Genomic DNA, 21,344 nt, shown 5'->3' on the forward strand with positions numbered 1-21,344 from the left:
AAGCGACGTGCGTACGTGTTACGCACAACACCATGGTAGTTAATTGGAGTCTTGGATGCGCATTAAAGGGTGTGTTTTCGGCCGCACCGGAACGCTGATTCACACTGTTCGGGAAAGAAGGGTTCCCCCTGCGGTCCGGGACCGCAGGGGGAACACCGGCCGTGCGGGCGGTTACGCGGCGCGGTAGAGGCCGCGGCCGGCGCGGCGGACGCGGGAGGTGGCGACCAGCCGGTCGAGCGTGCTGCGCACGGCGTTGATGCTGCCGTTGTCCGTGGCCCGGCCGAGCGCGGCGGCGACGTCGCGGGCGCGCACGTCGGCGCCGCCCGCCTCGGTGAAGTAGTCCAGGATCTGCTCGGTGAGCTTGCCGTACTTCTTGTGGCCGCCCTCCTCGCCGGACTCCGGGATGACCGGGGTGACCGGGGTGACCGAGGTGACTGAGGTGACCGGGGTGCCCTGGACTGTGGGCGACATGAGGACCTGAAGGGCTCCGAGGGCCCGCTGGACGGAGCCGAGGTGGGCGACGACCGCGGCGAGCTCCCTCTCCAGGGCGTGCTTCTGGACCTCCAGGCGGGCCAGGTCCTCCTGGAGGCCCTCGGCGGTGACCTCGATGTGATGTGCCGCGTGGGTGACAGACACTCTGTGTTCCTCTCGTCCTCAACCCATGTGGTCGCGTCCGCGCTCGGCTCGCCGCGCAGGGTCGTCCGGCTGTCGTCCGGCTCCTTACACATACCACTTCACACCATCTGGGGGAGCCCCTTGTGGAGTGGGTGTGATCGGATCGACCTCACATCACTCGAAACGTCACTCGAAACGTCACTCGATACGTCACTCGAAGTCGCAACCGGGGTTGGGGGCGTCCTGCGCGAACGGTGCGCCGTGCGGCAGGACGTAGAGAACGTCCAGAACGATGTCGGTGGTGCCGCGGTTCACGCCGATGTGCACGTGGTCGGCGCCCGACGGCTCCTTGAGGGAACTGCCCTTCGGGTACACACCGTCCGAGGCGCAGTCGGCGTCGAAGTGGCTCAGCGTGCCCTGCTTGACGAAGCCGTACAGGGTGCCGTCGTGGTAGTGCCATCCGGTGCCCTGGCCGGGGGGAATGGTGATCTCGCGCAGGATGTAGTCCTGGTCGCCGACGGTGGTCCGGGCGATGAGCTTCGCGGTGACGCCGGGCCCGCCCGGGGTCGCGTGGGCCGCGGTGGCGGGGAGGGCGAGAGTGGCGAGCGCGGCGCAGGTCGCGCCCAGACGTGACAGTGTGCGCATGACGGTCCCTTCAGGGAAGTAAGGGGGGAACAAGTGGAGTGCGGTGAGCCGGAGTTCGGGCACCGCGAGCAAACGCTGTGGAACAGTGTTGCACGGTTCGACAGAAGGTGTGTCTTGCTGTCATGGGGTGACCCCGCGCGGCCGGCCGGGCGCCCCCCGGTTCCAGGGGAGGAGCTTGTCGGGATTGACGACGACCCAGACCTGGACGACGCGGCGGTCGGCGATGTCGAGACTGATGACCGCGGCGACCCGCCGGTCGTAGCGCACGACGAGACCGGTCCGGCCGTTGACGGAGTGCGAGTCGACCGTCGTGCGCGCCCGCGGGACCAGCAGCGTCAGCAGGCTCCTGGCCACCGGGTCCGCGCCGTGCACGGGCCGGACCTGGGCCCGTACCTTGCCCCCGCCGTCGAAGAACGCCGTCACGTCCGACGCGAGCAGCCGCAGCAGCCGGTCCGCGTCCTGTGCCGCGCACGCCTCGCGCACCGCGTGCGCCGCGGCGTCCTGTTCCTGCGGTGAAGTGGGCCGGCCCCGCCGGGCGCGCAGGCTCCGCCGGGCCCGGTCGGCCAGTTCCGAACACGCCGGCTCGGACTGACCGACGATGTCGGCGACCGTGCGCGGCGCCATGCCGAACACGTCGTTGAGGACGAACGCGGCCCGCTCGGCCGGGGACAGCGCGTCCAGCGCGCCCAGCAGCACCTCGCTCACCTCCCGCTCCAGCATCCGCCGCCGCTCCCCGGCGTCGTCGGCCGGAGCGGCGTCCGGGCCGTCGCGACGGCGCCGCCCGGGCCGCGCAAGACGCTCCAGACAGATCCCGCCCACCGCCCGGGACAGCCACGCACGCGGCTCGTCGATGCCCTCCCGCTCCGAGCGCTCGAGCGCGTACCACTGCTGGTACGCCTCGTCCGCCACGGTGCCGGCCTCGCCGGCGCTGCCCAGCATCCAGAAGGCCACGTCGAGCAGATGCCGACGCTCGTCGACCAACTCCCCGATCGGCAGCGCCTCGTCGGCGAACTCCATGCCCCTACCTCCCTCTCCCGCGGCACGCCACCGCCACCTGCTGGTGGCCCCGGCGTTCGGCCGGCGCGTGGGCAGGCGCTCCGTTCTTCGCGGCGGAGGAAGGCGACCCCGCGCGCGGCGTCTTCTCCCTGTCCGACTGCTCGACCATTCGACAGACGAGACCGGACAGGCTCGGGTCCTGTGACATCCGGCCCGGCGGGCGCGGGAGTTCGGGGCCCCGGACCGTTCCCGGCGGCCGCCCGCGCTGTCACACAACGGCCGATCGTTCGGTCTCCCTTACCAGAGAACGTGACGTGGCTGACAAGTGCATGCACCGCACCGGCGGAACACACCGTGTGATGCGGCCCCGGGTGATCCGAGGCCGCGTGTCCGCGGCGGCCTCGGGCACGTCCTGCGCGTCGCAGCCTGCAGATCCCACCCACCTTTCGCCCCCTTCCGCGTAGGAGGAAGCTCATGGACTGGCGTGATTCGGCCACGTGCCGAGGCATGGACCCCGACCTCTTCTTTCCCATCGGCAACAGCAGCACCTTCGCGACACTCGTGCAGATCGACGAGGCGAAGGCCGTGTGCGGCAGATGCCCCGTGTCGCAGCAGTGCCTGACGTGGGCGCTGAACGCCGGTTCCGTGGAGGGGATCTGGGGTGGGACGACGGAGGCCGAACGCCGCTCGACGCGCCGGCGCATGGCACGCGACCAGCGACGGCCGGGCGGCGCGGCCGCCTGACGGCCGACCCCGAGAACGCCCAGGTCCCGCCCGATCGAGCCGATCGGGCGGGACCTGGGGTAACGAGCCCCGGGGAAAACGTCCGGCGGGCGCCGGCCCCTGACGGGCACTCAGAAGCCGGGCAGTGGGCCGGGGGCGTCGCTGCGGAGCCGGTGCAGGGAGGCGGCGACGAACTCCATCTGGAGGTCGAGCAGGGCGAGCGCGTCGCGCAGTTCGGTGACGCGGGCCTGGAGCGCCGTGGCCTCCGCCGCCAGGGTCCGGGCGGCGGCCGCGAGGTCGAGCGGGATGTCGGAGGTGGTGGTCATCACGCGTCCTGGGTCGGCGGGGCGGGCGGTGCGACGCAGGGTGGGACGGCGTCGGGCGTCCTGGGGTCAGGCGTCGGTCCGGTCGACCTGGACGGCGGAGATGTCGAGGATCAGCGTCACCTTGTCGCTGACGAGGACCCCGCCCGTCTCCAGCGCCGCGTTCCAGCTCAGTCCCCAGTCGGAGCGGCGGAGCGTGGCCCGCCCCTCGAAGCCGATCCGGTGCTGTCCCGAGGCGTCGAGGGCGGCGCCGCCGTACTCGATGTCGAGGGTGAGCGGCAGCTCGATGTCCTTGATCCGCAGGCTTCCGAGCAGCCGGAACCGGTCGTCGCCCGCCTGGACGATGCGGGTGGAACGGAAGGCCATCACGGGGAAGTTCGCCGAGTCGAAGAAGTCGGGCCCCTTGAGGTGGGCGTCGCGGTCCTCGATGCCCGTGTCCAGGCTCTCGGTCTGCACGCTCACATGTGCCTCCGACAGAGCGGGCCGCGCACCGTCGATCTTGAGGAGCCCCTCGAAGGAGTCGAACTTCCCGCGCACATTGGAAATCATGGCGTGACGGACGGAGAAACCGAGTGTGCTGTGGACCGGATCAATGGTGTACGAGCCGGTCAGCTGCTCGTACGGACTGGTGCCGGGAGCCGAGGTCTGCTGGCTGGTTTCGGGCATGGCGAGCCTCTTCCTCGTGCGGGCGTACGGATATGTGGATGTGCGGATGCGCAGATACGTGGGGGTGTGGATATGGGGGGTGGATACGGGGGGGGTGTGGATACGGGGGGTGTGAATATGCGGATGTGCGGGATGGCGAGAAAGGAAAAAGGCGCCGGGGCGGCCCCGTGCACAGGGCCGCCCCGGAATGCTCACGCCTGCTGCTGGGCGATCCAGTCGGCGAACCGGGTGTCGCCGACGTGCGCGTCAGGACCGGGGAGCAGCGTGGTCTCGTCGAGCTCGACACCGAAGTAGGTGGCGTGCGGGTCGGTCACCACGGTGCGCGGGTCGTTCTTCGCGGCGAGGCCCTTGCGGATCAGCTCGTCCAGCTGGAAGGTCTCGGGACCGGTCACCTCGACCACGCCCTTGACCGGGGTGCCGACGGCCGTCCGGCCCACGACGGCGGCCACGTCGTCCGAGTACACGGGGCGGATCTTGACCGGGGCGAGACGCACGGTGTCACCGTCGGTGGCCTCGGCGGCGATGCCCTTCATGAACTCGAAGAACTGCGTGGCGTGCACGATGGAGTAGGGGATGCCCGACGCCTTGATCAGCTCCTCCTGCGCCTGCTTGGCACGGAAGTAACCGGATCCCTGGAGACGCTCCGTGCCCACGACGGACAGGGCGACGTGGTGCGTGACACCGGCGTCGGCCTCCGCCTTGAGCAGGTTGGTCGTCGACGTGCGGAAGAACTCCATCACGTCGTCGTCCGCGAACGAGGGGGAGTTGGAGACGTCGACCACGACCTGGGCGCCCTTGAGCACCTCGGCGAGACCCTCGCCCGTCAGTGTGTTGACGCCGGTGTTCGGCGCCGCCGGCACGGCCTCGTGACCGTGCTCGTTGAGCTTGCCGACCAGCTTCGAGCCGATGAGCCCGGTACCGCCGATGACGACGACCTTCATGATGTAAATCCTCTCGGAAGATTCGTGATTTCGTTCTGCACTAGGTAGAGACCGGATTGTCCGGGGGTTTGTGACAGGTGCCCCGGAAAAAACCTCGGAAGAATCTCGGACGATCCCTGGCCGGTTCTCGGATCCGTCCGCCGAATCCGGTCAGGAAAAAGGCGTGCGTGAGCGCCGCGCGCAGCAGACGGAATGCGACGGGAGCGACGCGACGAGAAAGGGGCGCGCGAAGAGTTACCCGGCGAGTTTCCCGAGTCGCCGGTGTTCTCGTCGCGGCGCGACGACGTGCGCCGCCGGATGCGGGTGTGGCCACCCGCCGCGAGGATCACCGCGCCGCCATGGGTCAACAGGCGTGCCGAAGAAGTGCTGGGAGATGCGGCCGTCCTCCTCACGGGCGAAGGCCATGCCGAACCGCTCCAGGCCGGCTCCGCCGGTGCCGATCACCAGCACCGTGGTGGACAGACGTTGTTCGGTGGCAACCACGATTGCTCCGATCGATGGGTTCGTCATGACTCTGACCGGGTCCCCGGCAGGTTCGTGACACCGCGCGGCCCGGCCGGGCGTCACGGCAGCAGGTCCGCCAGCGGCACGTCGGGGTCGGCGAGGGCGGCGTCGTCGAGCTCGGCACCCGACTCGACCAGCGCACGGATCGAGTCGATGACGTCCCACACGTTGACGCTCATGCCCGCCAGGACGCGGCCGCCCGACATCCAGAAGGCGAGGAAGCGGCGCTCGTCGGTGGAGCCCCGGACGACCACGCGGTCGTAGCCGCCCGGTTCGGTGTGGCCGGTGTACTCCATGCCGAGGTCGTACTGGTCCGTGTAGAAGTACGGCAGCCGGTCGTACACCTCGTCCTGGCCCAGCATGCTCGCCGCCGCCGTACGGGGCTGGTGCAGGGCGTTGGCCCAGTGCTCGACGCGCAGGTGCTTGCCGAGGCGCGGGTGGAACGCGTTGGCGACGTCGCCCGCCGCGTAGATGCCGGGCAGCGAGGTCCGCAGCCGTTCGTCGGTGACGATGCCGTTGCGCACCTCCAGGCCCGCGTCCCGCGCCAGCCCCACGTTCGGCGTGATGCCGACGCCCACGACCACGGCGTCCGCGGGCAGCCGCGTGCCGTCGGCGAGGAGCACCCCGTCCGCGCGTCCGCCGCTCCCGGTGATGCGCTCGATCTCCGCGTGCGGGTGCAGGCGCACACCGTGCTCCCGGTGGAGCCCGGCGAAGACCTGGGCGGCCTCCCGTCCCAGGACCTTCAGCAGCGGCAGCTCGGAGTGTTCGAGGACGGTCACGTCGGCCCCGGCCGTGCGGGCGGCGGCCGCGGTCTCCAGGCCGATCCAGCCGCCGCCGATCACCACGATCCGCGCCCCTTCGGTGAAGGCGGCCTTCAGCCGTTCGCTGTCGCCGACCCGGCGCAGGTACAGCACGTTGTCGAAGTCCGCCCCGGGCACCGACAGGCGGCGCGGGGACGAGCCGGTGGCCAGCAGCAGCCCGGCGTACGCGATCCGGCGCCCGCCCTCCACCTCGACCTCCGCCGCCTTCGGGTCGACGGCGTGCACGGTCGTGCCGAGCAGCAGGTCCACGTCGTGCTCGGCGTACCAGTTCTCGGGGTGGACGTAGATCGAGTCGCGGTCCTCCTTGCCGAGCAGATAGCCCTTGGACAGCGGCGGCCTGATGTACGGCCGTTCCGGTTCGTCGCCGACGACGACCAGCGGCCCGTCGTAGCCGCGCTCGCGCAGGCTCTCCACGGCCTTGCCCGCGGCCAGGCCGCCTCCGACGATCACAAAGGGATTCACACGGGACATGGCGATCCTCGTTTCCGGTGTCACGTAGTGCGAGTCAGGGTGCGTGACTCACTCAACAGACCGGTGGAACGCCCATCCTGTGACACTGGTTGCCGATCGGTGTCACACCTTCACTCCTTGCGTGGTCATACAGCTAGCCGACGCCGAAGGAGAAGAGGATGACCTACGTCATCGCGCAGCCCTGTGTCGACGTCAAGGACCGGGCCTGCGTGACGGAGTGCCCGGTCGACTGCATCTACGAGGGGGAGCGGACCCTCTACATCAACCCCGCCGAGTGCGTCGACTGCCATGCCTGCGAGCCGGTCTGCCCCGTGGAGGCGATCTTCTGCGAGGAGGAGCTGCCGGCGCACTGGGCCGGGTACGCGGCGATCAACGCGGAGTACTTCACGCGGCCCGCACCGGCGGCGGACCATCCGCTGGTCGCCGGGTTGCCGCACCAGACGTCGGACAAGAAGGACATCGCCGTGTTCGCCGTCCGCAAGGAGGAGGCGGCCGACGCCGACCGCTGGTTCCCGACCTGACCGACCTGACGGTCCTGACCGACCTGACCGACCTGACGGTCCTGACCGTCAGCCGTCAGCCGGCGCGCCGGCCGTCCCGTACGGCCAGGGGGCCAGCGTGATGGTCGTCGGTGTGCCCTGCCAGGCCATCCTGGCGTACGGACACAGCGCGTCCGCCTGCTCCAGCAGCGGCGCCGCGATCTCCGGGTCCACCTCCGGCCAGTTGACGACCAGATCGACGCGCAGCAGATAGCCGCCGTCGTCCGGATCGCGGCCGAAGGCGACCGTCGCGTCCACGGATATCCCGGCGGGGTCGAGCTCCTCCTGACGCGCCACCAGGCTCAGGGCCCCGTGGAAGCAGGCGGCGAAGCCCGCGGCGAACAGCTGCTCGGGATTGGTCGCCCGGCCGTCCCCGCCGAGCTCGCCGGGCATCCGCAGGTCGAGGTCCAGGGCCCCGTCGGACGACCGGGCCCGGCCGGAGGCCCGCCCGTGGGAGGCGACCCCGCCGCTCACGGTCACCGTGGTCGTGTAGATGGGGGAGAAGTCCGTGCCCGTGTAGTCCTTCCGCGTGGACAGGTCGGGCAGCGGGATCCGCTCGGTCACAGGCTGGCTCCGGCGTCGTCGTGGCACGTGCTCCCGTCTCGGCGGGCCGGGCCGGAGCCCGTTCGCCAGGCGGGCGCCGGGGCGCCGCTCACGGCATGTGTCACCTTGTTCTGCCCTTCGGTCAGCGGGGATCCGGAATTCGGACGACTGGTTGACCGACGAGTCCCCGCTCTTGTGACACCCGCGAGGGCTCAGCCCTCCAAAGAAGCCGCATAGGGCGACAACTTGGCCGGATTCATGACCCACATGATGCGCTCGATGCCGTCCGCGGAGACGTCGAGCGACAGCAGGGCCACGGCGCCGTCCGCGGTGGAGACGAGCACCGCCGGCCGGCCGTTGGCCTCGGTCCACCGCAGCTCGGTGCCCGGCCAGAAGAGCGGCGCGAACGCCACGAGGTAGCGGGACACGTGCGTGCGCCCGACGACCGGGATCTTCGAGGCGCCGCGCACCCCGCCGCCGTCGGAGTAGCTGACGACGTCCTTGGCGAGGAGCTGTTCGAGCACCTTCAGGTTCCCGTTGCGCGCGGCGTCCATGAAGACTTCCAGCAGCCGCCGGTGGTCGGCGGGGCTGACCGGCTCCTTGCGCTGGGCGGTGAGGTGCTTGCGGGCGCGGCTCACCAGCTGGCGCGTGTTGGCCTCGGTGGTCTCCAGGACCTCCGCGATCCTGCGGTACGGGTACTCGAAGGCCTCGCGCAGGACGTAGGCGGCGCGCTCCACGGGGTTGAGCTTCTCGAGCAGCAGCAGGACGGCCATCTCCATGGCCTCGGCCCGCTCCGCCCCCAGGTGCGGATCCGCGACGGTGCTGACCGGCTCGGGCAGCCACGGCCCGACGTACGTCTCGCGGCGCACCCGGGCGGACTGGGCGAAGTTGATCGCGAGCCGGGTGGTGATCGTCGTCAGGAACGCGGACGGTTCGATGATCTCCGCGCGATCGGTCTTCTGCCAGCGCAGCCAGACGTCCTGGACGATGTCCTCGGCCTCCGCCGCACTGCCGAGCACCCGGTACACGATGCCGAACAACTGCGGACGAACGGCGAGGAAGTCCTTCGCCGCCTGGTCGAGAGAGTCGGTGTCGCCCCCGCCGTGCATGGTCGCCCCTTCCGGCTTGATCACCCCATGCTACAAACCGGTGGAGCGGGGACGACTCCGCGTCGGCGCGGCGCCCGGTCGACGGTCAGCGGCGGTCGAGCCACCGGTCGAGCGTCTCGTGACCGGAACGGGGCGACGGGCCGGGCAGCAGCGACCGCTCCGCGAGCAGGGCGCCGAAGAACGGGGCGCGCGGATCGGCGACCACGCCGCGCAGATCGCCCCGGGCGGCCAGCAGCTTGGCGGTGAGCTCGTCGAGCCGGTACTCCTCGGGGCCGGCGGTCTCCAGGACGCCGAACAGCGGCAGCCCCACCGCGACGTGGGCGAGTTCGGTCGCGACGTCGTCGGTCGACACCGGCCGCGTCAGTACGGGGGCGACGTGCACGCCGTCCGTGTGGGCGGTCGAGCGGGCCAGCGCGTCCACGGACTCGAAGAACGGTGTGGCGCGTACGACGGAGTGCGGCACGGGCGAGCGCCGGGCCCGCTCCTCCTGGACGGCCTTCGCCCGGAAGTACCCGCGCTGGACGCGGTCGGCCCCCACGAGGGACAGCGCGACGTAGTGCTCGACCCCCGCGGTGGCGGCCGCCTCCAGCAGGTTGCCCGTCGCCGTGCCGAAGAACTCGACGCTGGGCGCCTCCGCCCGGGACGGCGCCTCCGTGACGTCCACGATCACATCGGCGCCCCGCAGGGCTGCGGCGAGGCCGCGCCCGGTGACGATGTCGACGCCCGCGCTCCGCGAGACGGGCATGACCTCCACACCGTGGTCCCGCAGCCGGGCGACGGTCCTGGTGCCGATCCGGCCGGTGGCTCCTGCGACAACGACTCTCATCTGCGTCTCTTCCCGTCGGGGGGTCGACGACCCCGCTGATGCGTACGTGACGGCGCCATCGGCCACTCACATCACTAGGACAGTGTTTGAGCCAATGTTGTGACACCGCCCCACGGAGGTGTCCGGGAACGGTCCGTCCGTGTCACAGATCCACCCGGCGCCCGGTCAACCAGGCCGAGAGAGCGGGGAGATGAGTCCCGGCCCCGCCCCGTGGCGACTTACGGAAGGTGCCCAACAGTGTCGGACAATCACGCAGGCCACAATCACGCAGGCCACATGCACGCAGCAGGCGACCCGGAAGCGACCGAGAGCTGGATGACGGCGGCGCAGCTGCTGCAGGACGCCGCGCCCCTGACGGTCCCCGAGGGCGCCTCGGCGATGACCATCAAGGTGGAGTGGGAGCCGGGCGACCCGGGCACCCCGCCGCACCGCCACTCCGGACCCGCCTTCGGCTACGTCGTCGAAGGCGCGGTCCGCTTCGAGCTGGAGGGCGAACCCGAGCGGGTGGTGGAGGCCGGCGGCACGTTCTGGGAGCCGGGCGGCGACGCGATCCACTACCAGGACGGCAACGCGCTCGCCGACGCGCGCACCCGGTTCGTGGTGACCATGCTGTGCGCCCCCGGCAAGCCCATGCTCGAACTGGTCTCCAAGGAGGAGCTCGAAGAGCGCGCCCACCTCCGCGCCCCGCGCCCCGCCGAGTGAGACCGCCGGAACAGGGAGGGCGTGCGGCCCGATGAGCTCCACCGACGTCGTGCACGCCCTGCTCACCGCACTGTTCTCGGGCGCGGCCCTCTACGCGGTGCGCCACGTGATCGCGCCGGGCCGATCGGCCCCGCGCGACTACGTCGACCACCTCCTGCACGCCGCCATGGCCCTGGCCATGGCGGCGATGCCGTGGGGACCGCCCCTGTCACGGACGCCACAGACCGTCCTGTTCGCCGCGGGCGCCGTGTGGTTCACGCTCACTCCCGCGCGCCGTCCGGGAGAATCCCGTCCGGCCGCCGCGGCCCGGCGACTGCCGTCCGCGCTCGGCATGGCGGCCATGGTCTGGATGCTCCGCAACCCGCACGGCACGCAGCACGCCGCGACCCTGGCGGCATCACGGCCCGCGGCACTGGTCACTCCGGTGCTGGCCCTGTGCCTGCTGGTCTGCGCCCTGCGCGCGCTGACCCGCGACATGCCGTCGCTGCGCGCCACGCCGCGCCCGGCCGCCGTGCTCCCGCTGCCGTACGGCCACTTCTGGGACGGCTCGATGGCGCTCGGCACGGCGGTCATGCTCGTCATGCCGCACCACTGACCGGCACGCCGAGCACGACGAGCCCGCACATCACGCCGAGCACGACGAGCCCGCACATCACGCCGAGTACGACGGGCACGCCGGGCACGACCGTCCCGCCGTACGTCACCGCGTACCGACGACCGCCTTGCTGCGCATCAGGAAGTCCGACAGATAACTGTCGTGGGGTATCCCCGGAGCCATCCAGTACGTCGGGTGGTCGCCGATGTACAGGTTGGCGACGGTGGGCTCCGCCAGCAGCGCGTCCAGCAGGGCCCCGTCGCGCGTCAGCGCCGACAGGACCAGCGAGTCGCGCAGCGGGGCGATGCCGTCCGACCGGTTCCAGGGCGCCACCCACACGCAGGGGAAGGGGAGTTCGGTGCGCAGCTGAGCGGCCCGGGCCGAGTCGACCTGGTGCACGGCGGGGCGCAGCACGGCGCTGCCGTCGCCCAGGTCGTCGACGATGCCGTCCCCGCCGAGCCAGGCCCGCGTGCCCGCCGCCACCCGCGTCAGATGGGAGCCGAGCGCGCGGGCCCGCTCCAGCGGAGCCACCGGCAGCACCGCTCGTTCGTCGTGCGGCGGCAGGGACGGCAGGGCCGCCAGACGGTGCGCGACCGCTTCGGCGAGCGGCGCGGGATCCCCTTCGACGAGGATCGCGGTGGCGTTGACGCACGCGGTGCCGCCTTCGTCGGCGACGGAGGCGACGAGCGTGTCCAGGTGCGCGCGCCAGTCGGTGTCCGCGGTGACGAGGATCTTCGAGCGGCCCGGACCCTGGGGCAGCACCCGGGGATCGTGGGCGTAGCGGGCGACGACGTCGTCGCCGCCGTAGACGACGGACCGGTCCGCGCCGTGCACGAGGCTGTCGGCGGCCCGGTGGTCGGTGGGCAGCAGCACCACCTGGTCCTCGCCCACCCCCGCCTGCCGCAGCGCGCCGACCAGCCGGTGCGGCGTGAACGGCTCACGGCGCGACGGGCGGACGGCGACGCGGTACCCGAGCGCCAGCGCTTCCAGCCACAACCGGTGCACGCCCGGGTGGTTGCCCGAGGCGTTGACGGCGAACACCTCGCCGCGCCGCGCCCACACCGCCCTCGGCGCCGCGCCCCACAGTCCGGCGGCGGTACCGCGTGGCCGGCCCTGGCCGGCCGAGGTACGGGCCTGGGCGACGAACCGTGCCGTGTCCCGGGTGGCCGCGCGCACCACGCGCAGCGGAGTCCCGGACGTACGGCTGACCAGGTCCTCGTACGCGTCCACCCCGAGACCGCCGACCGTGCCGGACACGAACGCCTCGGCGGCCGCGGCGAGTTGGCCGTCGATGCGGTCCGGTGAGGGCGGTGCGGCGCGGCGCAGTGCGGCCAGCGCCCGGTCGACGTACACCGGAGGAACCAGGCTGATCCGGGCCACTTCGGTGCCGGTCACGTCCCTCACGGGCTCAGGGGCGAGGGTGCGGTAGGGGCCGCGGGGGCCGAGCGCGTCCAGGTGCGGGCCGGCCGCTGTGTGCGGGGCAGCCATCAGTACACGCCCTCGATCACCGTCGTGCCCGCCACGGTCGCCATCGGTGCGACGTCCGCGACGGCGTCGCCCACCTGTCCGGCGGCCGGGACGACGCGCAGCGCCGTGTCCCGCTCCGCGTTGTTGGGGATGAACATGGACCTGCTGACGTGGCTGACGACGACCTGACCGCGGGCGCCGATCGCCACGGGCGCACCCGTGTCCGGATCCACGACCGAGAGGAACACGGAGGGGGAGACCGGATCGAAGACACAGGGGTCCGACGGACTCGACCCGACGCGTTCGATGAGGCCGGTGAGCATCATGGTGTTGCCGTACATGCCGATGAGCGGCACGTCCGGGAACACCTCGGTGCTCAGCAGGAACCGGGTGTCCGGATCCATGTGCGTACCGCCCCAGACGATCGCCTCGACCTTGCTGTTGACGACGTCCAGCAGGTCGTCCTCGCGGGCGAGGCGTTCGAGCAGCGGGGTGGTGGCCGCCAGTACGCGGACGTCCTGACTCACCAGGACGCGCCGGCACTGGTCGACGAGGTGGTCGGTGTAGGCCGCGACCTCGTCGGTCCGCCCCGCGGCGGCCAGCTTCCTGACCCAGCGCGGATCCATGTCGACGCCGAGCGCGGGACCGCCGAGCGAGGCCGCCGCCCGGGTCAGCACGTCGCCCACGAGGTGCGGGCCGGTGGGCGCGACGGACAGCCACGGCGCGCCGGCGGGCAGGCCGTGGGCGCGCAGCCCGCGCGCCACCTGCTCCGTGCTGTGCCGCATCCAGTCGGCGAGCTGGACGACCCGCTTGGGATCGCCCGTCGTGCCGCCGCTGTCGAAGACGTTCAGGAGCCCGGCCCGGTCACCGTAGCCCCGGGGCACGAGGTCGGCCGCGGACACGGTCCGCAACTCGTGCGTGAGGTCGGGGAACAGCGCGAGGTCCGCCACTCCCCCGACGTCCTGCCGGGGGTCGAAACCGAGCCGTGCGGCACGGTCGAGCCAGAACCGGGACCCGGTCGCCGGGTCGAAGTGCCAGGCCACGGCGGCCCGGACGAACGCGTCGGGGTCCGCCCCGGCCGAGGGGCCGGCGTCCAGGACGGTGCCGGGAACGTACGGCATGAACAGTTCCTTTCACGGTGCCAGGGGGATCCGGAGTCCGGGAATCTGCGGGATCCGGGAGTCCGGAAGTCCGGGAATCTGCGGGGTCAGTCCACGAAGTACGAGTCGTGCTTGTCGAAGAACTTCGCGCGCTCCTCGTCCGTGGCGTCCGCCAGCTGCGACACCTGCTCGAAGTACTCCTCACGCGGAGCGCCCGGCGTGAAGAGCAGCAGCATCTCGGCGGGCGCGTCGGAGTCGTTGCGGAAGGCGTGCAGACCGCCCTGCGGCACGTGCAGGAAGTCGCCCTTCTGCGCGTCGATCCAGTCGGCGCCGTCGAAGAGCCGCACCGTCCCGTCGAGGATGTAGAAGGACTCCGAGATCGTCTTGTGGAAATGCGTCCTGGGCCCGCCCGCCTTGGCCCGCATCTCGACGCGGTACAGGCCGAACTCGCCCCTGGTGGTGGTCGTGGTCGCCAGGTAGTGAATGGCGTCCCGGCCGCGCTCGCCCAGGTCGGGCGGGGTGCTCTCCGCGCGGTAGCTCGCGCTGATCTCGCCGTTCTCGCCCCGGTACACCTGCTCCGGATACGACATGGTTCACCATCCCTGTCTCATCGTGTCTCAATGGGTCTTCGGTGCGGTGCTCAGCGGGCGAACAGCTCGAAGACGGCGGCGGGTTCGCCGCCGAACCGTGCGCTGTGCGCCCGCGTGGTGGTGGTCAGGAACCGGCGGACGTACGTCTCGGGCTCCTCGTCGGTCAGTGCCTCGAGGTACGTGCGATGGGCCAGCAGGGCGTCGACCGCCCGCTCGAAGCCGGGGGCCGCCGGCACGGCGTGGGTGGGGGCGGGGGAGTTGGCGACGGCCACCCACCGCACCCCGTTCCAGGGGTCGAGGCCCCGCTCGCCGAGTTCCGGGAAGATCCAGCGGTTCCCGGCGTCCGCCGCGGCGTCCAGGACGCCGCGGCCCACGGCGACGTGGTCCGGCGTGTTCCACGCTCCCTGGCCCCAGGTGGCGTGGTGGTTGAGGGTGATCAGCAGTTCGGGGCGGTGGCGGCGGACGGCCGCGGCGATGTCACGGCGCAGCCCGAGACCGTACTCGATCACACCGTCGTGGTGGTCGAGGAACTCGACCACGGAGACCCCCACGGCCGCGGCACCGGCGAGCTGTTCCTTCTCCCGCAGCGGACCGGCGTCCCGCGGTGCCAGCGTGTCGATGCCGGCCTCGCCGCGGGTGGCGAGGACGTACGTGACGTCGCGGCCGGCCGCCGTCCAGGCGGCGACGGCGGCCGAGCAGCCGTACTCCAGGTCGTCGGGGTGGGCCACCACGGCCAGGGCCCGCTGCCAGTCGTCGGGCAGGGGGAGCAGGGGCGGGGGAGCCGGGTCGGTCAGGGGGCGGGACGCGGGGGACATCGGGCCTCTTTCGTCAGTGGTCCGCGGTGCGGGGATGCGCGGACCGCGGTGCGAGCGGCGGCTCGGTGAGCCATCCGTGGGTGTGCCAGTGCACCCGGTGCGCGACCGTGCCGACGGGGCCGAGGCGCAGGAAGGCCACGAGGGCTCCGCCGCACAGCAGCGCCGCGCACAGCGGCATCGCCCGGCCGAAGGACACGTCGAAGGCGGCGGCCGAGCGGTACGCGTCCGGTCCCATGCCCACGACCAGCGGCAGCGCCGCCACGGCCACGAGGCCGGAGGCCCGCGCCGCCGCGTTGTTGACCCCGCTGGCCACCCCGGCGTTGCGCCCGTCCACGGACGACAGCAGGGTCACGGTCAGCGGAGCGACCATCGTGACCATCCCGGCCCCGATGAACAGCAGCGCGGGCAGCACGCCGGTCGCGTACGAGGTGCCCGGGCCGACCCGCAGCATCAGCAGCATGCCGACGGCGCAGACGAGCGGGCCCACGGTGAGCGGGAGGCGGGGGCCGGTGCGCCGGGCGAGTTCGCCCGCGCGGGCCGAGAAGACCAGCATGATCGCGGTGTTCGGCAGCATGGCCGCGCCGGCCGCCAGCGCCGAGTAGCCGACGACGATCTGCAGCTGGAGTGCGGTCAGGAAGAAGAAGCCGCCCAGCCCCGCGTACACGCACAGCGTGACCAGGTTGACCGAGGTGAACTGGCCCGAGGAGAACAGGGACAGCGGCATCATCGGGTCCTGACTGCGCCGTTCCGCGACCACGAACGCCGCGCCCGCCAGCACCGACGCCACGGCGGTGACGGCGACCACGGCGCCGCCCTCGCGGGCCTCGGTCAGCGCGTAGGTCGCCAGGCCGAGCGCGAGCGCGCCGAGTACGGCCCCGGGAACGTCGAACGCCGGCCGCCGGTGCGCGCCGGCGGACACCTCCGTCCCGGTCCGCGGAGCGGTGGCGCCCACGGACTCCGGGACGTGGCGGAGCGCGATCGGCACACAGACGAGGGCGAGCGGAACGTTCAGCAGGAACGTCCAGCGCCAGCCGGGACCGTCGACCAGCCAGCCGCCCAGGAACGGGCCGAGCGCCGCGCCGATCCCGCCGAACCCCGACCACAGGCCGACCGCCCGCGGCCGGTCGTCGGGGTGGAACGAGGCCTCGATGAGCGCCAGTGAGCCGGGCGTGAGCAGCGCCCCGCCGACGCCCTGCAGGGCGCGCGCCGCGATGAGCGTCCCGGCGTCGGGAGCCAGCCCGCACAGCAGCGAGGCCGCGGCGAACCAGACGACGCCGACCAGGAAGACCCGGCGCCGCCCGAACCGGTCGCCCAGGGATCCGCCCAGCAGGATGAGACCCGCCAAAGTCAGCATGTACGCGTTGACGGTCCACTGGAGCGTGGCCACGTCGGCGTCGAAGTCGGCGCCCATGCGGGGCAGCGCGACGTTGGTGACGGTCGAGCCCAGGAGCACCATGGCGGAGCCCAGGACGGTGGTCAGCAGGATCCCTCTGCCGCGGGTGCTCGCGACACGGATCGAGGGCTGCTCGTGCAGGGGGGTGTCCATGTCCGGTGGTCCTGACGGGTACGGAGACGTGACGGGTACGGAGACGTGGTGACCCATGGGTGGGCGCCCGCCTCTCCGTCGCGGGTCGGGGAGGACGAAGAGGCGGGACGGCGCGGGCCTCCGCGCGGGCGGCTCAGCCGAACTGGCCGGGCTGGTAGCCGCCCGCCGGCGTCCGGTTGATGACGTTGACACGGTTGTAGGCGTTGATGACGGCGATCAGGGAGAGCAGCGCGGCGAGTTGGTCCTCGTCGTAGTGCTTGGCCGCGTCCGCCCAGGCCTCGTCGCTCACCCCGCCCGCGGCGTCCGCGATGCGCGTGCCCTGCTCCGCGAGTTCGAGCGCGGCGCGCTCGGCGTCGGTGAAGACGGTGGCCTCGCGCCAGGCGGCGACCAGGTGGAGACGCTGGGGGGTCTCGCCCGCGTGGGCGGCGTCCTTGGTGTGCATGTCCGTGCAGAATCCGCAGCCGTTGATCTGGCTCGCGCGGATCTTCACCAGTTCCTGCGTGGTCTGCGGCAGAGTCGAGTCCGTCAACACCTTGTTCGCGGAATTGATGTGCTTCAGAACTTTGGCCCCGAGCGCATTGCCGAAGTAGTCGAGACGCGCATCCATGGTGGTGTTCTCCTCGCCGTAGTGCTGATTCACACCATTGACCGGACTGCCCCCACGAACTGTGACACCTTGGGTCTTGTGTCCTGGGTCACACGATCGAAGGTGCCGTCGGCGCCGTCGGTGCCGACGGCAGGGGCCGGTGGAAGACCTGCACCGCGGACACGCTCAGGTGCAGTGACACGTCGGCGCAGGTGCCGGGGCCGCCCGTCCGCGCACCGTCCACCGTGAGACCCCAGTCGGCGAGGTCGAGGGTGGCGGTGGCCTCGAAGCCGACCCAGGTCAGCCCGAGCGAGTCCGTGCGGGCACCGCCGGGCGTCACGTGCAGCGCGAGGGGACGCTCGACGTTCTTGATCTTCAGGCGTCCGGCCAGGTGGTGGCCGCCGCCGTCCAGGGGAGTGACCCCGGTGGAGTGGAACGTCATCGTGGGGAACGCCGGGCAGCCCAGCACGGCCGGGCCGGTGAGGTGCGCGTCCCGCTCCCCGAGACCCGTGTCCAGGCTCTCGGTCTGCACCGTCAGGAACGCCTCGGAGAGGGCGGGGCGGTGGGCGTCGAGTACCAGCAGGCCCTCGAAACCGCCGAACGCGCCGTGCAGTTGGGAGCCCATGACGTGCCGGACGGTGAAGCCCACCCGGCTGTGGACCTGATCGATGACGTAGAAGCCCGTCAGGGCGGAGGTGGTGCGGTTCTGCAGCATGACGATCCGCATTCCTTGTGCTGGAGAGGTCGGACGGGGTGTGAGCGGGGCACGGACGACGGGGGTTCACGCCGTGGCGGTGCGGACCGCCGCGGTGGTCCGGGCCCGGGGCCGTTTGACGTCGCGCCGGGTCTGCGGACGGGTGGCACGGGTGCAGGGGCGTGGGCCGCGGGCCCTGGCACGGGCGAGGGCGGTGTCGCGGGTCAGGAGGGTCTCCAGGTCGCCGAGGTCACCGCCCCGCGCGGCGGTGAGGAACGCGTCCATGAGGCGCTGGTGGTTCCCGTGGCGGGCCGGGTCGGGGTCGTCGGACAGCAGGCGCTTGCCGGCCCGGCTGGCGATCTGCCGGGTGTTGATCGTGCTGAGCTGCAGCCTGGCGGCGATCTCGCTGTACGGGTAGTCGAACGCCACGCGCAGGATGTAGACGGCCCGTTCGGTGGGGTTGAGCCGGTCGACGAGCAGCCCCAGGGCCTGGTCGAGCGCTTCCGCCTCCGCCGCCCTGGCGAACGGGTCGGGTCCGCTGTCGCACGTGTCGGCCAGCCACGGACCGGCGCTGCTCTCGTAGCGCGACCGGGCGGAACCGGCGGCGTTGAGAGCCAGGCGGATCGTGATCTGCGCCAAGTAGGCCGGAGGGTCGAGCACGTCGGCCCGATCCGTGTTCTGCCAGCGCAGCCACGCCTCCTGAACGATGTCCTCGACATCGGCCGGGCGCCTCAGGATGTGGTGCGCGATGCGGAAGAGGCGTGGACGGAAGGCCATGAATGCGGAAACGGCCTCCTCCATCCGCTCGGTGGAGGACGTCTCGATGGATGACGTCTCGATGGATGACCTCTCGGTGGCAGACGTCGGTGTGGAGTTCACATGCATCCCCTGTTCGCAGCTGGTCGCGGCGGGAGTCATCCGCACGCACGGACGGCTGCGAACAGCGGCGGGAGCGGATTCAGGGACAGGCTGGACCGCGCGCCGAACTCCGGTCATCCGTCATTCGACTGGCTGCGGTCTCCCGGGATCCGGGAGACAGGCCCTAGACGTCCCCGTCCGTCGCGCGGGCGGCCGCTTCGAGCTCGTCGAGGAGGGGGTCGGGGCGGACGTACTGGGCGTAGGCGCGGACCCGGTCCCGTTCCTGGGCGGCTTCTTCGTGACGTCCGAACCGGTCGAGGACGAAGGCGAGGCGGCTGTGGGTGCGTGCCGCGCGCACGGGTGCGACATCCGAAGCGGAGTAGTTGAGGGACTGCCGCAGGTAGTGCTCGGCCTTCTCCCACTGCCCGAGCACCATCGCGATGTGACCGTGCTGTTCCATCAGCCCGTCCCAGGCGAAGCGACGGATGTGCGCAGGGATGCGGGCGTCAGCCGTGGGACCGGTGACGAGCCGCATCGTCCGCTCGATCAGCGGGACCGCTGCTTCGGCGTGCGAGAAGTGCAGCAGGGCTGAGACCTCCGCATTACTGGCGGACAGGAGGCCGTTCGGTTCGTCCGCCTCCGTGAACAGGGCTGTGGCAGTGGTCGCCGCGCCGATGGCGTCCTCGGAGCCCAGGTGCCGATGGGCCCAGCTGCAATAGAAGTGGGCCCATGCCTGCTGGACGATGTCGCCGCAGCCCTCCGCGATGGCGAGCGCGGCCCGCGCCTGCCGAAGCCCGCCTTCCGGGTCGGCTTCGAGGATCATCAGGGCCCAGGCGTGGTAGTTGCGGTGCGTCGCCTCCATACGGCGGTCGCCCTGTGCGTGGGCGGCCTCGGCAGCCGTGGCGAAGAGCTCCGTCCAGTGGTCCCAGAGCATCCAATTGTCGGAGAACCAGTGCAGCGACTCCGCCGTGTCCACGACCTCCTGGTGCCGCCCCGTGGCGGCCGCCCACCGGTACGCCTCCCACCAGTGGCCCGCCTCCGCGCGCAGCCAGTCGGCGGCGTTCTCCAGGCTGGCGGTCGGATGGTGGGCCGGAGCGTCCGGGTCGGGGCCGTAGCCGGGCTCGAAGCAGCGGCCGGCGGCCCGCACCTGGGAAAGCAGCCAGCCGCGGGCGCGCTCGTGCAGGGCCGTCTCCGCCTCCGGGCCCTCCTCGTCGAGCAGGCGCCGGCGCGCGTACAGGCGCAGCAGGTCGTAGATGCGGTACCGGCCGGACTGCGACGTGCGCAGCCAGCCCGTCTCGACGAGCTCGTCGAGCAGATCGGCCGCTTCGTCGTCGGGGACGCCCAGCATGGCGGCGAGGAGCGCGGAACCCACGTCGTACGGAGCGGCGGTGCCCAGGGCGCGGAGCGCGGCGGCGGCTTCGGGAGTCAGCCGGCGGTAGGACAGGGAGAAGGCGGGGCCGAGGGCGAGGTCGCCGGCGCTCAGCGCGGCGATCCGCCGGTCCTCGTCGCGCAGCCGCGCGACGAGCTGGTCGATGCCCCAACTCTCGCGGGTGATCAGCCAGTTCGCGGCGATTCGCAGCGCCAGGGGCAGGTCCGCGCAGAGTCCGGCGACCGCCTCCGTGCTCGCGGCGTCCTTCGTGCGCTCCTCGCCGATCAGGGAGGTGAGCAGGGCGAGCGAGTCCGCGCGGTGCAGCGGCCCGAGCGCGGTGCGGGACGTCTCCAGACCGCTGAGCGGGTGGCGTGCGGTGACGAGTACTCCGGTCCGGCCCGCGTAGGGGAGCAGCGGCCGGACCTGGGCCTCGTCCGACGCGTTGTCCAGGACGATCAGGTGCCGGCGCTGCTGGGTCAGGTCGTGGTAGCGGCGCATCCGGGCACCGGTGTCCTCGCGCAGCAGTTCCCCGTCCGGCGCCCCCATGCCGCTCAGCAGCGCGAGCAGCACGCTGCTCGGGTTCGGCGGATTCTCGTCCGTCCCGCCGAGGTCGGCGAAGAGCGTCCCGTCGGGGAACGCGTCCCGCACCTGCTCGGCCATGTGCAGGGCGAGCGTGGTCTTGCCCGCGCCCGGCGGGCCGTACAGGGTCACCGCCGGGGGGCCGGCGAGGCCGTCGCGGAGCAGGGCGGCCAGCGACCGGACCTCGTCCTCCCGGCCCACGAACACCGGAGGGCGGCGGGGCGGCGGCGCCGGCCGGCCGGAGGCGATCGCCGCACCCGAGACTGCGGCAGGCGCGGTGGCGGAGGCGGGGAGGGTGGAGCGTGAGGCCTGGGCGAGTCGGGTCAGCGTGCGCCGCTGCTCGGTGGTCAGACCCATCGCGTCGACGAGGGCCGCCACGGTCCGGCGTCTGGGCGCCAACGTGTGACCGCGTTCCATGTTTCCGATGGACCGGTCGCTGACACCGGACTTCTCGGAGAGCTCCTCCAGGGTCAGACCGCACGCCACGCGCATCTCCCGGAGGACGGCGGCGAAGGACGACGATGCGCTTCCGATCATTTCCGCCTCCCCAGCCGCACGTGGCCTCCCCAGACCCACGGACACCCGGATCTTGCCAGATCGGCAGCCGCTCCACGAACGGATCTCACCAGACGGAACCCGTCGAAGGGCCCGCCGCGACCGGCCGGATACGGTGGCTGCCGGAACAGTGTGCCGGCCCAAACTTCCTGCGGAACTTCCTGGA

The 21,344-nt window shown here is 72.0% G+C and carries 24 protein-coding genes and 1 pseudogene; 4 read left to right on the forward strand and 21 right to left on the reverse strand.

Going from position 1 to position 21,344, the window contains the following annotated elements:
- Positions 1-171: 171 nt before the first annotated feature.
- From RBJ77_RS40295 to RBJ77_RS40305, 3 genes are all read right to left on the reverse strand, one after another.
- Positions 172-636, reverse strand: coding sequence for a hypothetical protein (locus RBJ77_RS40295; protein ID WP_372349507.1), 465 nt, complete (start codon positions 634-636; stop codon positions 172-174).
- Between the two features lie 189 nt (positions 637-825).
- A complete protein-coding gene (locus RBJ77_RS40300; RefSeq protein WP_372349508.1) occupies positions 826-1,260 on the reverse strand; it encodes a cupin domain-containing protein in 435 nt (144 codons plus the stop codon).
- Positions 1,261-1,380: 120 nt separating this feature from the next.
- Complete coding sequence (locus RBJ77_RS40305; protein ID WP_372349509.1) at positions 1,381-2,277, reverse strand: RNA polymerase subunit sigma; 897 nt, start codon at positions 2,275-2,277, stop codon at positions 1,381-1,383.
- Positions 2,278-2,730: 453 nt separating this feature from the next.
- Here RBJ77_RS40305 and RBJ77_RS40310 point away from each other — a divergent pair, with 453 nt between their 5' ends.
- Positions 2,731-3,000 (forward strand): WhiB family transcriptional regulator, encoded by a 270-nt coding sequence (locus tag RBJ77_RS40310; RefSeq protein ID WP_372349510.1) that lies wholly within the window; start codon positions 2,731-2,733, stop codon positions 2,998-3,000.
- A gap of 110 nt (positions 3,001-3,110) precedes the next feature.
- Here the strand turns inward: RBJ77_RS40310 and RBJ77_RS40315 are convergent, their stop codons facing one another.
- The 5 genes and pseudogenes from RBJ77_RS40315 to RBJ77_RS40335 all read right to left on the reverse strand — a co-directional run bounded on the left by RBJ77_RS40315 (position 3,111) and on the right by RBJ77_RS40335 (position 6,705).
- The gene (locus tag RBJ77_RS40315) at positions 3,111-3,305 is read right to left on the reverse strand and encodes a hypothetical protein (protein ID WP_372349511.1); all 195 of its coding nucleotides are present in this window, start codon (positions 3,303-3,305) and stop codon (positions 3,111-3,113) included.
- A 66-nt stretch (positions 3,306-3,371) separates the two neighbouring features.
- A complete protein-coding gene (locus tag RBJ77_RS40320; RefSeq protein WP_372349512.1) occupies positions 3,372-3,968 on the reverse strand; it encodes a YceI family protein in 597 nt (198 codons plus the stop codon).
- 191 nt (positions 3,969-4,159) lie between these two features.
- A complete protein-coding gene (locus RBJ77_RS40325; protein ID WP_372349513.1) occupies positions 4,160-4,909 on the reverse strand; it encodes an SDR family oxidoreductase in 750 nt (249 codons plus the stop codon).
- Between the two features lie 251 nt (positions 4,910-5,160).
- A pseudogene (locus RBJ77_RS40330) lies at positions 5,161-5,419 on the reverse strand (hypothetical protein); the annotation flags it as partial.
- Positions 5,420-5,472: 53 nt separating this feature from the next.
- On the reverse strand, positions 5,473-6,705 hold the full coding sequence (locus RBJ77_RS40335) for an NAD(P)/FAD-dependent oxidoreductase (protein WP_372349514.1): 1,233 nt from the start codon (positions 6,703-6,705) through the stop codon (positions 5,473-5,475).
- A 158-nt stretch (positions 6,706-6,863) separates the two neighbouring features.
- On the opposite strand from RBJ77_RS40335, the gene fdxA reads away from it, so the two are divergent.
- On the forward strand, positions 6,864-7,226 hold the full coding sequence (gene fdxA, locus RBJ77_RS40340) for a ferredoxin (RefSeq protein WP_372349515.1): 363 nt from the start codon (positions 6,864-6,866) through the stop codon (positions 7,224-7,226).
- A 48-nt stretch (positions 7,227-7,274) separates the two neighbouring features.
- On the opposite strand, the gene RBJ77_RS40345 is transcribed toward fdxA, so the two are convergent.
- The 3 genes from RBJ77_RS40345 to RBJ77_RS40355 all read right to left on the reverse strand — a co-directional run bounded on the left by RBJ77_RS40345 (position 7,275) and on the right by RBJ77_RS40355 (position 9,722).
- Entirely contained in the window at positions 7,275-7,808 is a 534-nt protein-coding gene (locus RBJ77_RS40345; protein WP_372349516.1) for an Ohr family peroxiredoxin, read from the reverse strand.
- A 191-nt stretch (positions 7,809-7,999) separates the two neighbouring features.
- Positions 8,000-8,896, reverse strand: a complete 897-nt coding sequence (locus tag RBJ77_RS40350; RefSeq protein WP_372349517.1) for an RNA polymerase sigma-70 factor — start codon at positions 8,894-8,896, stop codon at positions 8,000-8,002.
- 85 nt (positions 8,897-8,981) lie between these two features.
- Positions 8,982-9,722 (reverse strand): SDR family oxidoreductase, encoded by a 741-nt coding sequence (locus RBJ77_RS40355; RefSeq protein WP_372349518.1) that lies wholly within the window; start codon positions 9,720-9,722, stop codon positions 8,982-8,984.
- 276 nt (positions 9,723-9,998) lie between these two features.
- Between RBJ77_RS40355 and RBJ77_RS40360 the strand changes: the two genes are divergently transcribed.
- The gene (locus tag RBJ77_RS40360; protein WP_372349519.1) at positions 9,999-10,424 is read left to right on the forward strand and encodes a cupin domain-containing protein; all 426 of its coding nucleotides are present in this window, start codon (positions 9,999-10,001) and stop codon (positions 10,422-10,424) included.
- A gap of 31 nt (positions 10,425-10,455) precedes the next feature.
- Complete coding sequence (locus RBJ77_RS40365) at positions 10,456-11,019, forward strand: DUF5134 domain-containing protein (protein ID WP_372349520.1); 564 nt, start codon at positions 10,456-10,458, stop codon at positions 11,017-11,019.
- Here the strand turns inward: RBJ77_RS40365 and RBJ77_RS40370 are convergent.
- The 10 genes from RBJ77_RS40370 to RBJ77_RS40415 all read right to left on the reverse strand — a co-directional run bounded on the left by RBJ77_RS40370 (position 11,003) and on the right by RBJ77_RS40415 (position 21,160).
- Entirely contained in the window at positions 11,003-11,128 is a 126-nt protein-coding gene (locus RBJ77_RS40370) for a hypothetical protein (protein WP_372349521.1), read from the reverse strand. The two genes, RBJ77_RS40365 and RBJ77_RS40370, sit on opposite strands and share 17 nt — an antisense overlap.
- On the reverse strand, positions 11,125-12,507 hold the full coding sequence (locus tag RBJ77_RS40375; RefSeq protein ID WP_372349522.1) for an aldehyde dehydrogenase family protein: 1,383 nt from the start codon (positions 12,505-12,507) through the stop codon (positions 11,125-11,127). The genes RBJ77_RS40370 and RBJ77_RS40375 overlap by 4 nt, the downstream gene beginning before the upstream one ends.
- Positions 12,507-13,607 (reverse strand): phenazine antibiotic biosynthesis protein, encoded by a 1,101-nt coding sequence (locus tag RBJ77_RS40380; protein WP_372349523.1) that lies wholly within the window; start codon positions 13,605-13,607, stop codon positions 12,507-12,509. The genes RBJ77_RS40375 and RBJ77_RS40380 overlap by 1 nt, the downstream gene beginning before the upstream one ends.
- Before the next feature lie 86 nt (positions 13,608-13,693).
- Positions 13,694-14,176, reverse strand: a complete 483-nt coding sequence (locus RBJ77_RS40385) for a cupin domain-containing protein (RefSeq protein WP_372349524.1) — start codon at positions 14,174-14,176, stop codon at positions 13,694-13,696.
- A gap of 50 nt (positions 14,177-14,226) precedes the next feature.
- Positions 14,227-14,991, reverse strand: a complete 765-nt coding sequence (locus tag RBJ77_RS40390; RefSeq protein ID WP_372349525.1) for a PIG-L deacetylase family protein — start codon at positions 14,989-14,991, stop codon at positions 14,227-14,229.
- A 13-nt stretch (positions 14,992-15,004) separates the two neighbouring features.
- Positions 15,005-16,537, reverse strand: a complete 1,533-nt coding sequence (locus RBJ77_RS40395; protein WP_372349526.1) for an MFS transporter — start codon at positions 16,535-16,537, stop codon at positions 15,005-15,007.
- Between the two features lie 133 nt (positions 16,538-16,670).
- Positions 16,671-17,144 (reverse strand): carboxymuconolactone decarboxylase family protein, encoded by a 474-nt coding sequence (locus RBJ77_RS40400; protein ID WP_372349591.1) that lies wholly within the window; start codon positions 17,142-17,144, stop codon positions 16,671-16,673.
- A gap of 88 nt (positions 17,145-17,232) precedes the next feature.
- The gene (locus RBJ77_RS40405; protein ID WP_372349527.1) at positions 17,233-17,838 is read right to left on the reverse strand and encodes a YceI family protein; all 606 of its coding nucleotides are present in this window, start codon (positions 17,836-17,838) and stop codon (positions 17,233-17,235) included.
- 66 nt (positions 17,839-17,904) lie between these two features.
- Positions 17,905-18,594: a sigma-70 family RNA polymerase sigma factor gene (locus RBJ77_RS40410; protein ID WP_372349528.1), complete on the reverse strand. Its 690-nt coding sequence runs from the start codon at positions 18,592-18,594 to the stop codon at positions 17,905-17,907.
- Between the two features lie 265 nt (positions 18,595-18,859).
- Positions 18,860-21,160, reverse strand: coding sequence for a helix-turn-helix domain-containing protein (locus RBJ77_RS40415; protein WP_372349529.1), 2,301 nt, complete (start codon positions 21,158-21,160; stop codon positions 18,860-18,862).
- Positions 21,161-21,344 lie beyond the last annotated feature (184 nt).

Source organism: Streptomyces sp. KL116D, assembly GCF_030766975.1.
Lineage (GTDB): Bacteria > Actinomycetota > Actinomycetes > Streptomycetales > Streptomycetaceae > Streptomyces > Streptomyces longispororuber_A.